This is a genomic window from Polaribacter sp. 2305UL8-11, assembly GCF_058147165.1.
The window spans coordinates 38,741-53,423 of the sequence record NZ_JBYVJW010000017.1; the positions used below are offsets into that span (position 1 = coordinate 38,741).

A 14,683-nucleotide genomic window follows, 5' to 3' on the forward strand; every position below is an offset into this window, starting at 1 on the left:
TTTTTTTATAAGTGAATGACAATGTTGTTATAGTCATTTTTTAAAAGACTCAAAAATTGCGAAGTATTAATAATACCTCCACCTTTTCTATATTCATTTTTCTGAATAGCAAAATCAATTTTTTTACCATTTACTGTAATTACTTTTGGGTGATATTCTTCTTCTACAACATTAAATTGTAGGTTTATAGGGAAACCTTTATATTGCATAGAAGCGTTTAAACCATTAAGTTTTTTAGGTATTACAGGGTCTATAATCGTATTTTCAAATTCGGTACGTAACCCTAATAAATGCCAAACAATAAGCCCCATATAAATTCCTGGTCCACTAGAATAAATTCTCCAACCACCTTTTAGTGTAATTTTACCTTCTTTCAACTCATTATAACGCTCATCAGCTTCATATCTGTTTTTAAAAGTAACATCAGAACTACTATAATAACAATTAGATTGTCTAACATCTCCGCAAGAAACTATTTCTTGATATGCAACTGGATTAGCCTGTCTTAAAGCTTTTATAAGTGCATTAGCTTTACCCATTCTTGCTAGTGTTTCTGCATATCTTAAATGAGCATGCATATACATAATACCAATTTCTCTGCCAAAAAAACAACTACTTTCTGCACGTTGAAAGATAGTTTGAATTCCTCCATTATATTTAGGAGGCTGATTCATTAAACGAGCTCCATCTGGCCCTTTAAGATGTTTTTCTATAATATTTAAATGAAAATCTGCTTGTTCTTTGCTAAAAATTCCGCTAATAATTCCACGAATCATAGGTAATAAACGATATTTTATATTAGTCTTTGTATCTGAGGGATGAAGCAATAAACTAATACTATTATCAGGTTCTAACAAACCATGACCTGCAACAATATGATCTTTTATTAAATATTTATTAAAATCTGATTGTATCTGAATACAAATATTATTTAAACGGTTTGCATTTGTAGTATCTCCTATCAATTCATAAACTTTTAAAAAAGTTGTAAAGGCTTGATAGTTTAAAGCTACTGTCCAACTAGAAATAAGTCTTTTAGCTAACTCTTTACTAGCAGGTTGCATAGAATCGTTCCAGTCTCCTCCTCCAAAAGGCACAAAAGCAGTATTGGGTATAAAAGAAGCTATTAACATATCTATAAGACGTTGTACATGCTCTAAAAGTGTTGTTTTTTCTGCAAATTCGTTCCCTTTAGTATGGTAATAAGGTAGTATTTCGTTAAGAAAATCTGTATCTCCTGTTGCTTTAATATAGTTACCTAAAGCTATTATACACCAATGATGAATATCTCCATGAGAAGAACCTGCTCTAATTTCTGAATAACTATCAAACATCCACCATTGAGGCCAACCCCCATCTGTATTTTGATGAGAAAATATAGTACGTAAAATTTCTTTAGTTTCTGCGTATTTTTCTGTACATAAAAGTAATTCAAAAGGTCCTTGTGTAGTATCTCTTGTACCCCAAGCTGCACCATCAAATTGTTCTAAACCATGTGGTGTTAATAAATGAGTTAAGGCATTAACTCCATACCAAGGTAAAATTTCTTGAATGATAGAAATATCTTTATCCTCACTGTTTAAATTTAAGTTAGACGATAAATTTACCCAATCTTTTTGTGCATATTCGCAATCTATTTTAAATTGTGCATCTGCATTACTAATTATTGTAAATGTTGATGGTTTAATAACCTCACCTAAAAAACTCATGCAAAAATGAGTAGTTTGATTAACTAAAACATTAAAAAATGTACCTCTATTTTTTTTACGGTTTTTATACAAAGTTTCATTGCCAGATACGCTAAAGTTATTTTCATCACTTTGCAGTAAAATTCTAAACTGCGTGTTTGGAAATTTAGAGGCAATTAAACTACTTTTTTCTGGTACAGAAATGTATTCTTTATGAGTAACTTTTGAGGTTTTCCAACTAATAGCTTCGTCTAAATTATTGGTTATAAAAATATTTACTTTATCTCCTTGTAATATCTTAAAATCTAAATTTACTTGAGGATTGGTTTTAGAGGTCCAAGTTCTAACCTGAAAACAATAATTTTTAAATTTGTAAATCCATCTACAATGGTTCAATCCCATTTCAAAAGCAGAAGGAATCCCTAACAAATAAGAAGTATTATCAATTTCTACAAAAATACGTTGTCCTGTTTCAGCCTCTAAGTTAAATTGGCTTGAAGATAAAGATAAAAAGCGATTAAAATTAGTATTACCCTGTGTAATATGAGAATTGAAAATTCCGCAAGCATAAGCTGTTGTAGATAATATATTTTCGTTTGGTGTGTAACCTGCTTGGGCTTGCAAAATATGACCATGAGGACGATCTACTAAAAGCTCTTTAGCCTTTAAAATTACATGATTGTTTTCGTTATAAAAAAATGATAGTAATTTATGATCTTTTGTTTCTAGATGTCTTTTTTTAGAGCTAAAGAAAACGTTAAGTTCTTTTTCTGACAGCTCTTTTACAGGTAAAAAAACTGCCGAATTAAAAATATTTGTACTAGATTTAAATACATTTTTTGATGTTTGATTAGTAGTCTCTAACTCTAATGTGTTTATAACATCTTTTAATTGTTCTAAGTCCTTTTTTGAAGTTGCTTCTTTATGATTAGCATCGTATTTTGCTACAAATACACTAGTATGTGTATTATTTTTTTGAAGCGAAAAAGGTGCTTCTTGTATTGCAACTATAGATAATTCTGCTGCACATTCTCCTTGCAAAGTTTCTTTTAATAAACTTTCTGGAATACCTGTTTCTCTATAGGTTTTACCATAAAATTGAATACCATCTGTGCTTGCCGATTTTGCTTTATTTTTGCAAAATAACTGAAGCCAAGGTGTTCCTAAACCTTCATTAAAGTTTTGACGACAACATATTACAGCTCCAAAATTTGTATCTTCTAAAATACGTCTTTCTACATATTGGCTTACATAATATTCATTAACTAAAGCATCAGAAATTTGTTTTAAGCCAACGTCTTGTATGTAAATTATATCTAGTTCTTGATTTTCTTGAGTAGTATTTTCTGTGTTGATAATCCAATGCCAACCTGTAAAATTCTCTGAAAGCTTTAACTGGCAATCATAATTTATGCCTTGCCATTTGCCTCTTGCAATAAAACAATTGTTTTCTATAAAAAAATCGCTATTACTTTCAGACCCTAAAAGAGGTGTAAATTGGTAAGAATTATTTATTTTTTTTCTTAAAAAAATGTTAGCTCCTGCTTTAGAGAACTTAGAGTTTTGTTTTAAACTAATACGAATTGGTTGTGCTTCTATACTTTTTATAGCACCATTATTTAAAAAATTAAATACCAATCCTTTTGAGCTTTTTATAGATAAATTTGGTTTATTAGACATATTATTGCAATTATTTTTCTGATATATTATTGTAAGCGTTATTTCTTTTTTCTAAAGCTATTTTTATCTCATAGCAACGCTCTTCTGTTAACGGATATTTAAGAGTAACCAAAAAAGAAATTAAGCATAAAATTAAAGGCAAACCAATTTCTACAGCTCTCATCATAAACAATGTATATGAAGATTGTTGTGTTAGTGCCAACGTGTTTTCTTTAATTTGTTTAAGTTCTTTTTCTAATAGTTCTAAATCAGTAATTTGTAAACTGTTTATTTGTGTATTAACCATCTGTAAATCTTTGTTAAGTTTTTTATAATGGTCTTTACTGTTTTCTTTTTCTAAAGCCTCATTTTTTAAATGATTTTGGAGTAAAGCTCCTGTTACTTTAGCTTTTAAAATACCTAATTCTAAAAATTCAACTATATTTTTAGTATTCATATTTGTAAAGTCTTTAGAAGTTTCTGTAAAAGACAACAAATTAGATTGTACAGATAAATTGTGTTCAATATTTTTTACACTTTTTATGGTTTTATTAAATAATGCTTCTTTAAAGTTCTTGGTCTCTAAACTAATTTCTGTTTCATTTTTAAGACTTTTTTGATAATTGCTTAAGGTTACCAAATACTCTTTAGCATTATTTGTGGCTTTTTTGTGTAGTTCATCTGCCTTTATTTTGTATTCTGCAAATGGTAATTTTTTATCATTTTTAATAGTTTCTACACGTGTTAAAACTTGGTTTACTGTACCTTTTAAATCATCTACTTTTGTTACTTGTGCTTCATCAAACTGAGTAAATACAATAAGTAAACCTGCAACAAAACTGGCTAATGCTGTACCCATTTTTATAAACCACCAAAAGATAGAATAATAACTTCCTTCAGATCTTTTATTAGTTTTTAAATCATCTTCATCACAAATATCACCTACCATAGAAGATCCTAATGTAAAAAAGAACAACATACCTGTAGATAATAACATAGTAGGAATTACTATTAAATAAGGGTAATCTTGATTATAACACACAACTTTAGAAAGTTGTGCCAACGCCATTAAAGAAATTGCTATTAATAAAGTTTTACGTTTACCTATTTTAGGGCTAATCCAGTTTAGTGGAAAAACAGCCAACAACCCAGTAATTGCCCATATTGTACCATTAATACCTAAAAGTGTAGAAGCCAATTCTTTGTCTCCATCAAAAATATAATATATTGGTATGTAGTAACCTAGTAAGTTAACAAAGTTAAACCCCATTGCAAGAGTAAAAACAATACCTACCAATCGTATAAATGTTTTATTTTTAAAAGTACGTTTTATGTCTTTCCAGAATTTTGTTTTTTTCTGATGAGCCACTTTTTTAAAACCTGGCTCTTTTACAGTAAAAAACCACCAAAAAGATAATGGGATTATAATAATGGCAATTAGTATAGATACATATTTCATACCATCTGCTTCATTACCTCCTGGACCTTTAAAATACTCCATATTTGCCAAGGCGAATAACCAAGGTGTGCTCATTGCAAATAGATTGCCTAAAAAACTTTTTGCGCTAAATAATCGAGTACGTTCATGAGGGTCATTAGACATTTCCATACCTAAAGCTCCATGTGGTATTTCAAAAATAGTACAAGCCGTAAAAAAAATCAACAACCAAAAAAGTATATATGTAAGTTGAAACCATTTAAAACTAGATTCTGTATTAAACCATTTATGCACCAACTCTCCATCTGGAATCCACCACATTAATATAAAGCTAATAGCTACTAAAATACCACCCACCAAAAGAAAAGGACGTCTCCTACCCCAACGTGTTCTAATATTATCAGAAAAATGCCCAACAATTGGATCAGACACAGCATCCCATAAACGTGGTATAACTAAAATAACACCTAACCACAATGCACTTAATCCTAAACTAATATTACCAATTAAGCCCATTAATTGACCAGCAATATTAAAAAGAGCTATTGGAATAATACCACCAAAACCATAAGCTGCTAATTGTATAAAAGGTATCTTATTTTGTTTTTTAGTGCTTATCTTGTTAGAATTGTCTGGTTCTTGCATATTTGGTTTTCTAATGTCTTTTTTAATAATTGCTCTATTGTATAAATTAATACACAATAGCTTTATACAATAGAGCAAAAATTATTTTATTTGAAAAAAATATTATTTGTAAAACTTATTCCCATTTTACATCATCTACATAATAAGTATCAGGGTTAGCACCATCTGTTTGACCTCCATTAAAAAAGAGTACAATTTTTGTATGATTTTCTGATGATTGCCCACTAAAATCAAAAGTATATTCTGTCCATACACCTGTTACATCTATAGCACCCCAAATTTCACTTGCAGCAGATGTACCTCCTTCTAATTTAGCTAAAAAAGGCACTTTTTTTGAAGATAAAATCTTAATTTTAAGTTTGTTTTTTGTAGATAAATCTATGGCACCTCCAAAATTAAATAGTAAATGATCCCAAGCATCTTGCCCATTATCTTTTATTTCTAATACAGATTCACTCGTATTTATACCACTTTTATTAGGGTTAACAACAACGCTTGTCTGTACATTACCTTCTATTGTGTAGTTTTGCTGACACTCTGCATCATTTACAATACTATTATCTGTAGTTACTCCTGTACAATTAGCTGGTGCTGTACCAGAAGACACAAACTGTATGTCATCTATAAAATATGTATCTGAAGCTGTCCCATCTGTTTGTGCAGCATTAAAGAAAAGTACAATTTTATTATGATTTGCTGATGCTTCACTACTAAAATCGAAAGTATACTCTTTCCATTGGTTAACACCATCTATAGTTGTAGAAACTTCTTTTGCTGGTGATGTTCCTCCTTCTAATTTTGCAATAAATGGTACTGCTTTAGAGGTATAAATTTTTAACTTTAAAACATTTTTTGTTGATAAGTCTATGGCTCCTCCAAAATCAAACAATAAAAAGTCAAATGGTGCAGTTCCATCATCCTTAACTTCTAATACATTTTGTGATGGATTACTAGCGTTTTTAGTTGGATTTTCTATAATTGCTGAAGTTACATTACCTGCTGGCATAATGTTATTTTGACAATCAAAATCATTAAAAATAGCTGCGTCTGCAATTGTGTTTGCACAAGGGTCTTCTGTAAATCTTACGTCATCTATAAAATATTCATCTGTTCCTGAAGGAACTACACCTGCGTTAAAGAAAACTACAATTTTTGTATGATTTTCTGTTGCTTGGTTTAAGAAATTAAATTTATATTCTATCCACTCTCCAGTAGTTGTAATTTGTTGGTCTTTTTCTACTGCTGCAGATGTACCTCCTTCTAGTTTTACTTTTAATGTACCTGCTACTGGAGCATGTACTTTTATTGTAAAAATATTATTTTTAGATAAATCTATAGCAGCTTTATAATCTATAACTACTGCATCCCAAGCACCAGACTCGTCTACATACTTACCACTAAAAAGACTTTGATTTACGTTATTTTTATTTGGAGTAAGTACTTTTGTTATTTTTGGAATTTCTATATTCTTCTGACAATCAAAATCGTTAATAATACTTGTATCTTTTTCTACATTACTACATGGGTCTTTAAAGTCTCCAAAAGAGAGATCATCTATGTAATATGTTCCATTAGTGCCTGCAGTTTCTTCATTAAAAAATAATGAAAATTTGTTATGACCTTCTTGAGCATATTGGCTAAAATCAAATAAATATTCTGCCCAACCACCATCACCAGTAATATCCTTTGTAATATCTATTAATCCTGTTGCACCACCTTCTAATCTTGCCACTAACTTGGTGTTTTCTGTTTTTGTTTTAACCTTAATTTTAAAAACTGAATGGGTTGTTAAATCTATAGGTTTTATATTTACATCTAGTGCTTTTAAGGGATCTGAAGAATCTATATATTTACCAACAAACCTACTTGTATTTATTTGTATTTCACTTGGGTTTCTAACAGTTTCTACATCTGTTAATGTTACGTTTGCTTGACATTCAAAGTCAGAAATAATGTTTGTATTCTTTATTACTTCTTTATTGCTATCACAAGGAAGGTAAGTAATGGTTGGAAATTCTTGCAGTTCATTTTCACAAGATGAAAATAAAATAAGCGTGATAATTAAGATGCTGAATTTTTTTGTGTACTTCATCATGATTTTATAATTATTTATTATTGTTTGAAAATTTTGATATTTTTTGTGTGTTCTGTTGTGGTTACATTCAGAAAATAATAACCTGCTTTAAGAGAAGTTACATCTAAATTAAAGTCGAGTTTATTAATTTTTTTGTTTTGTAATACTTTTTTCCCATTTATGTCATAAACCAGCAAACTTTTTATTTGAGTTTTCGATTTTACAGTTATTTTACTGTTAGATATAGTTGGAAAAACTTTAATAGTGCTGTCTGATAAAAAATCGTTTACATTTGCAGTTGCAGAAGAAACCCACTGTATATCATCTAAATAGTAAATATCTGATGAGGTACCATCTGATTTACCTGCGTTAACAAATAAAAGCAATTTGGTGTTTCCATCTCCTCCAGAAGCATTGTTAGAAAAACTACTAAAATCAAAGGTAAATTCTACCCAAGAGTTTGAAGGTCCTAAATCTTCACTAAAGGGAGACCAAACTTCTTGTGCATTACTACCTCCTTCTATTTTAGCTAAAATTTGTATTGATTTAGGAGAATACAATTTTACTTTTAAAAAGTTATTGGTGGATAAATCTATTGCAGTTCCGTAATCAAAAATAATTGCATCAAAAGCAGCAGTTCCATCGTCTTTATATTTTCCAATATTTGAACTAGTATTTATACCAGAAGAAATATGATTAGATACTGTGGTTAGTTTTGCTGAAAAGCTACCTATAGATGGTTTTGTTTTTTCAAAATCTGTAACTACAGGGTACGTACTTTTAGTTGCTGCCTCCCATCTAATATCATCTATATAATAGGTATCTGTAATTGTACCATTGGTTTGATTAAAGTTAAAAAAAAGGATTATCTTTTGATGATTTTCGGAAGCATTGTTACTAAAATCATAAGTATATTCTACCCAAGTATCTTTAACATCTATAGTTTGTGCAATTTCTACTGCAGCAGATGTGCCTCCCTCTAATTTTACTGTAAGTGGCACTAATTTAGTGGCATACACTTTAAATTTTAAGATATTATTTGTAGATAAATCTATTACTCCTCCTTTATCTAAAGCAAGATTATCAAAAGGCGCAGTTCCATCATCTATAAATTCACCAACATTTGCACTGGTGTTAATTCCTGTAGAAAAAGGGTTGGCTATTGTAGTTAATGCTCCTGTAGTTGTGTAGGAAGGAGTAGAACATTCAAAATCTGTTATTATTGGATCTGTACATTGTGCAATTGCTTGGTAAGAAACCAGAACAATAAGAAGTATTATTTTTTTCATAAGATAATAATTTTAAAAATTACCCAGTAAAAGTAATACATAAGCTTAAAAACATTTTTGTAGTATATTTATACTTTTAAAAAAATATTATAAATAACTGAAAATAATACATTTAAAAATAAATATGAAATTTAATTTTAACATATTGATGTATAAGTGATGTAGATTGTTTTTAGCAAAAAGGCTATATTTTTATCAGAAAATCAAATATGCTTTTTTCTTTTGGAAGTGATAATTTTTTTCGAAGTCTATATCTATGCAACTCTACTCCTCTTACACTAATACCCATTAAAGGTGCTATTTTTTTTGATGTGTGCCCTGTTTTAATGTATGCGCAAAGTTTTAAATCTTTGCTTGTTAATTTCGGATAAGTGGCTGTAAGTTTTTTAAAAAAGTCTGCATGCAGCTCATTAAAACTATCTTCAAATAGTTTCCAATCTTTATTATTACTTATAGATTCTTTAGCAAGATTTAGTAGTTTATTAGAAATATACTGATCTGGAAAGGCTTTTGAAAGCCTACTAAGTTCATTTCTTAAAATAATAATAATTTCATTTTTCTTTATTATAGAAGATGTTATGGTTGCTAACGCTCTTTTTTTACTTACAATTTCTTTTTTAAGGTTTTCTTTTTCTATTTTATTAATCTTTTTTTGTGTATCTAGTATAAATTCTTTTTGAATTTTAATTTGTTCTTTCTTAATCTTTATTCTATTTATTTTTCTAATTACAAAATAAGTAGAAATCAATAGTAAAATATAAACAAATTTCATTAAGTTAGAAAAATACCATGGAGGCAAAACAGTAATGTAGAGATTGGTTGTACTTGAAAAACTTTTATTAAGGTTATTATTATTTTTTATATCTATTATATATTCTCCAAATTTTAAATTTTGTAGCTGTAAGGTACCATTAGAAATAATATTATTATAATTAATTCTTCCAGAGATATTGTATATAAACTTATTTTCATAACTATTGGGAGTAAAAGTTTCTAGAGTGATTATTTTTGACTGTTTGTATGGTATTTTAATAATACTATCTCCATTATAAAAATCTTTTTCTTGCGTATAAACTCTTTCTATTTTAGGTTTTTCTGTTCTAAAATTTTTTTTGTGATTATTGATATTAAATTCTGCAAAACCGTCATTTAAATTAATTAACCTTAAAGAATCATTTTTTAAAATTACTTTTTCAAAATTAGCAACTAATCTTTCTTTTATTTGAGATGAGTAAAAATAAAAGTTTTTTTCTAAGTTGTTATTTACATACAGTAGCTCCCTATTTTGGTCTATAAACCATAAACCTGTAGAATCTTTACCTACAAAGTCTTTGTTCTTAAAATTAATCATTTTTTTAGAAGAAACTATTTTATCTTTAGTGTATGTAAACCAACTTTTATTGTTATAAAAAAATATTTTATTGTTAATGTTATATATTTTAGTTTTATAATCAATTAAAAAAGGGCTATCTCCATAAGGCACTATTTTAGCAACTTTTGTAAGGTTATTGCTTAAAGTTATTCTAAAAACTCCTTTGTAAGGATGAGTTACCCAAATCACATTATCTGATTCAAATTCTATTTGAGAAACTGGAAAATTAATACCCTCAATTATTTTATAATTCCATGTATTTTTTTCTTTTATGAGTAAACTTAATCCAGTATATCTACCTTGTATAAATATATTATCTTTATTGGGAATTTTCTTTATTTTATAGACACCCCCCATCTTAGATTCTTTATAAACAAGCTTGTCTTCGTTAAATATAAAAGTTCCAGAATTGTGAGCACAGATAAGATTATTATCTACAGGAAATAAATCCCAAATATGACCTTCTGTTTGGGCTACTAGCTCTAAAGAATTATTTTTAAAAGTATACAAACCAGTGTTACTGGCAACATAAAATTTCTTTTTTAAATAAGCCAAATCATAAACACTACCTAACACTCCAGAAAAATCTTTGTAATATTTGTTGGCATTTCTTATATTAATTCTAGATATGCCATTATCTAAAGTTAGCCACAAATTATTTTTTTTGGTTTTTAAATTTAACACAGTGTTATTTTGTAAACCAGATCTTTTATTGATTACCTCTATTTTATTATTATGTAGCGTATATATTATAGCTCCATTTTTTATTGTTCCAAATAAAAGTTGATTTTCATTTATAAATGAAACCTTATTTAAAATACTTGTTTTTAAAAGTTTATTTATTGTTTTTGGTAGTTGTACAGTTTCTTTTTTTGAGTAAATAACTGCCCCTTGGTTTTCATCATATAAAAATAGTTTGTCTTTTATAACTGCAAGCTGATTTACTTTTTTATAAGTCTTATTTAGTTCATGAGGCACTAGATTTTGCCCTTGCAATACTCTTAATCCTTTTTGTAAACTACTTACAATAAGCTTATTTTGATAAACCACAAAGTTTAGAATATTTTCACTATCCTGTATAGAAATTATTTTCTCTCCGTCAAAAAGATTTAATTCGCTAAAAGATCTAAAAACTATTGTATTGTTGTAATTTGTTATTTGCCAGAATTCATCATTTGTAAAGACATGATTTTTATCAAAATAAGGTAGTAAAGATGTATATTTATAATCTCCAAATTTTGTTTTTTCCCAATAGCCAAACTCTTCATAAGACCCTGTATAGATTTTATTTTTGTGGTATAAAACAGATCTAATAATAGTTTTATTAGGCAATTGATAAAGTTTCCATATTTGTCCATCATATATTAAAAGTCCTTTATTATTGGCAACAAAAACAACCCCTTCATCATTTATATCTGCATCCCAGTTTTGATTATCTGCATTGTATTGATTTATGGCATAGTTGGTTACATCTGGATATAAATTTTGAGAACTTATTGACAAACAAGTAAAGAAAAAAATAAATAATAGTACTTTTTTTAACATAAGGAAATTAAAAATTCTATAAATCTGTTAGTTGTAAATATAACCCCATGGTTCAAATAAATTTTGTTTGTGAGGTGTGTTTTGAAAGTAAAATCAAAGCTCTCGTAATTTTAATCTTTAAAAAAATCTAAAATCACAATTTACGAAGAATTAAGTATAAAAAACAATAGGTTTTAAATAAAAAACACCCCGAAGATTTTCGAGGTGCTTAAAGTGTTTAATAATGATTAAAACCCTGTACCAGGTGCTTCTGGGCTTTGTGCTTGTGCTTTTTGTGGATTTAATATCATATAAGTTCCTAAAGCTGTTAATGCTGCATATTTACCATAATTACCAATTTTTTTAATGGCGTCTTTACGAGAAATATTTTCTTTTTGAGTGTGTGTATTTTTTATATGTTTTTTCATGATATCTTATTTTTAATATTCTCGTAAATTATTCTAAAATTATTTTTTTACTTAAAGCACCTTTATTTGTTTGCAACTTAACAATATAAATACCTTTTGCCAAATTTGGCAAACTTATATTTTTGCTAGTATTTGTACTAAAAGTAGATTGTAATACTTTTTTTCCAAGAAGATTAAAAATATTAACAGTGCCTTTCTCATTATCTAAGCCAGTAATTCTTAGAGTATTCTTGTTAGACTTGTATATACTATAATTACTAGTATTAAAATTATCTGTAGATAAAACACTATTTTTAGTGTGTAAGTAAAAACGTCCTGAGCCATTAACAGCTGAGTCTAAAATAACTTTGTAAGCTCCATTAGCATCATTTAATTTTGTAAATGTATTATTTACTCTATCTTCTATATAAACATTTAAACCAGAAGGTAAATTTGTTTGTTCTACTGTAAAAGTAATTTCTTTACCTTTTGCTGCTTTTAAACCAATAGGCACAACCATGTTTTCGTAGTTAGAATTTGGTAAAGATTGTACACCTATTTTTTTATTGTTATTATTAGAAACAAGTTCTGTATAAACAGCAAAATCATAATTTACACCACCAAACAGAGAGCCATCAAAACCATTATCAAAACCTGTAGTTGTACCATTAATGTAATAAAGTTTTGTTTTAGCGTATAAACCTCTTTGGCTTGCATTTAATACAATTTCTGTTCTCCCATTTTTTAAAAAAGTATCTGTTTTATGACTTTGGTTAGCTCCACTAAACACAACTTTATTAGATGAAGCTGTACCAGAACTTACAAAAAATGCTTGGCCAGGAGCAATCTCAAAAGAAGCATCTACACCAGACATTTTTTGCTCATAAGCACCATTACCACCATTTGCAGCTGGATTCCATAACCAAATAGTTTGCTCATCTAACCTGTTGCTAATATTATTATCTGCAAAAAATTGACCTAAATTAATGTAAGCTGTAAACGGATTACCTACTAAATTAAATTTGTTAGTACCTCCACCTCCTTGAGAAATAGCAGCTTCTACATTTCCAGTAGTATATGTTCCTGTAAAAGTTACATCTCCTGCAGTAGCTTTTTTAACTGAATAACCTTTAGCATTATCAAAATTATCTGAACCTGCATAAGAAACAAGATAATAATTCCAAGCTGTACCATCATTTTTATAGTTAGCTATACCTCTAAAATTGGTGTTTGTTACACCAGATGCTAGTGTATTGGAAGCTATAAAATTTACAACGGTTTGCCCTGTAACTGGAGATGAAACCAAGTGCCACGCTTTATTGGCAGCAGCATCTGCAGTAAGTGCTCTTTTGTAAATTACGTTTCCAGCACCAGAAACAGAAGAATCTACCACTAAAGAACCTCCAGAATTAATGGTAAGCGTAGCTCCAGCAGCAAGAGAAATGTCATTTGCAACTGCACCAGTTGTAGTGCTTATTACAGGATCATTTGCAACATTTGGTATTTCTACAGTTGATGTTGCTGTAGGTACACCACCACTCCAATTTGCGGCATCTGCCCAATCTGTATTTGTAGCTCCTGTCCAAGTACTTTTTGAGACCCATTTGATATCATCTAAATAATAAATGGTTGGGTTAGCACTACCTCCAGTAGTATCAAAAAAGAATAAAAGTTCGTTATGGTTCGCTGCAGATTGCCCACTAAAATCAAAAGTATATTCTTTCCAAGCACCTGTTACATCTATATTTACTGTAACTTCTGATGCAGCACTAGTACCCGATTGTAATTTAGCAATCATAGGTGCTGTAATAGATGAGTAAATTTTAATTTTTAATATATTATTGGTAGATAAAGGAATTGCAGAACCGTAGTTGAATGAAAGTCCATCAAAAGCTGCTGTCCCATCGTCTTTATATTTACCAATAGTTGCACTAGTGTTTATACCAAAAGAAACATGGTTAGATACTGATGATAATTTTAACGTTGTAGAATTTGCAAGAGGTGTTCCAAAAAACGCTCCATGAGAAGGTTTTGTGCTTTCAAAATCTGTAATTACTGGATCTGTACTTGTACTTGCAGCTTCCCAGCGAATATCATCTATATAATAAACATCTGTTGCAGTACCATCTGTTTTAGCAAAATTAAAAAAGAAAACTAATCTTTGGTGATTTTCTGCACTTTCAGAGCTAAAATCAACAGTGTATTCTACCCAAGAATTAACTACATCTAACGTAAGATTAATTTCTTTTGCAGTAGATGTTCCTCCTTCTAATTTTACAGTAAGAGGCACCGATTTTGTTGAATAAACTTTAAATTTTAATACATTATTTGTTGCTAAATTTATTGCAGAACCCTTATCAAAATTTAGATTGTCAAAACCTTGAGTTCCATCATCTGTATAACTACCTACATTTGCACTTTTATTAATACCGTTAGAAAACGGGTTGGCTATTGTAGTTAATGCACCAGTTACGGTATAAGAAGGTGTACCACATTCAAAATTTGTGATAACAGGATCTGTACATTGAGAATAATAAGCACTATAAGAAATTAGTGCAAATAAAAGTAAAATTTTTTTCATCTGTAT

At 28.9% G+C, this 14,683-nt stretch carries 7 protein-coding genes; all 7 read right to left on the reverse strand.

Going from position 1 to position 14,683, the window contains the following annotated elements:
- Positions 1-5: 5 nt before the first annotated feature.
- Positions 6-3,368 carry a GH36-type glycosyl hydrolase domain-containing protein gene (locus tag ACY2RW_RS14505; RefSeq protein ID WP_490123456.1) on the reverse strand — a complete coding sequence of 1,121 codons (3,363 nt, stop codon included), beginning with the start codon at positions 3,366-3,368 and terminating at the stop codon, positions 6-8.
- A 10-nt stretch (positions 3,369-3,378) separates the two neighbouring features.
- On the reverse strand, positions 3,379-5,487 hold the full coding sequence (locus tag ACY2RW_RS14510; RefSeq protein WP_490123457.1) for an MFS transporter: 2,109 nt from the start codon (positions 5,485-5,487) through the stop codon (positions 3,379-3,381).
- A gap of 58 nt (positions 5,488-5,545) precedes the next feature.
- Positions 5,546-7,525, reverse strand: coding sequence for a hypothetical protein (locus tag ACY2RW_RS14515; RefSeq protein ID WP_490123458.1), 1,980 nt, complete (start codon positions 7,523-7,525; stop codon positions 5,546-5,548).
- Between the two features lie 17 nt (positions 7,526-7,542).
- On the reverse strand, positions 7,543-8,793 hold the full coding sequence (locus ACY2RW_RS14520; protein ID WP_490123459.1) for a T9SS type A sorting domain-containing protein: 1,251 nt from the start codon (positions 8,791-8,793) through the stop codon (positions 7,543-7,545).
- A gap of 184 nt (positions 8,794-8,977) precedes the next feature.
- Positions 8,978-11,710 carry a helix-turn-helix and ligand-binding sensor domain-containing protein gene (locus tag ACY2RW_RS14525; protein WP_490123460.1) on the reverse strand — a complete coding sequence of 911 codons (2,733 nt, stop codon included), beginning with the start codon at positions 11,708-11,710 and terminating at the stop codon, positions 8,978-8,980.
- 227 nt (positions 11,711-11,937) lie between these two features.
- Positions 11,938-12,117: a hypothetical protein gene (locus ACY2RW_RS14530; RefSeq protein ID WP_490123461.1), complete on the reverse strand. Its 180-nt coding sequence runs from the start codon at positions 12,115-12,117 to the stop codon at positions 11,938-11,940.
- 28 nt (positions 12,118-12,145) lie between these two features.
- A complete protein-coding gene (locus tag ACY2RW_RS14535) occupies positions 12,146-14,677 on the reverse strand; it encodes a T9SS type A sorting domain-containing protein (protein WP_490123462.1) in 2,532 nt (843 codons plus the stop codon).
- Positions 14,678-14,683 lie beyond the last annotated feature (6 nt).

What these genes read in the sequence shown, in the direction of transcription:
- ACY2RW_RS14505 (WP_490123456.1), bottom strand. Translation starts at nt 3,368, where the DNA reads ATGTCTAATAAACCAAATTTATCTATAAAAAGCTCAAAAGGATTGGTA.
- ACY2RW_RS14515 (WP_490123458.1), bottom strand. Translation starts at nt 7,525, where the DNA reads ATGATGAAGTACACAAAAAAATTCAGCATCTTAATTATCACGCTTATT.
- ACY2RW_RS14520 (WP_490123459.1), bottom strand. Translation starts at nt 8,793, where the DNA reads ATGAAAAAAATAATACTTCTTATTGTTCTGGTTTCTTACCAAGCAATT.
- ACY2RW_RS14525 (WP_490123460.1), bottom strand. Translation starts at nt 11,710, where the DNA reads ATGTTAAAAAAAGTACTATTATTTATTTTTTTCTTTACTTGTTTGTCA.
- ACY2RW_RS14530 (WP_490123461.1), bottom strand. Translation starts at nt 12,117, where the DNA reads ATGAAAAAACATATAAAAAATACACACACTCAAAAAGAAAATATTTCT.
- ACY2RW_RS14535 (WP_490123462.1), bottom strand. Translation starts at nt 14,677, where the DNA reads ATGAAAAAAATTTTACTTTTATTTGCACTAATTTCTTATAGTGCTTAT.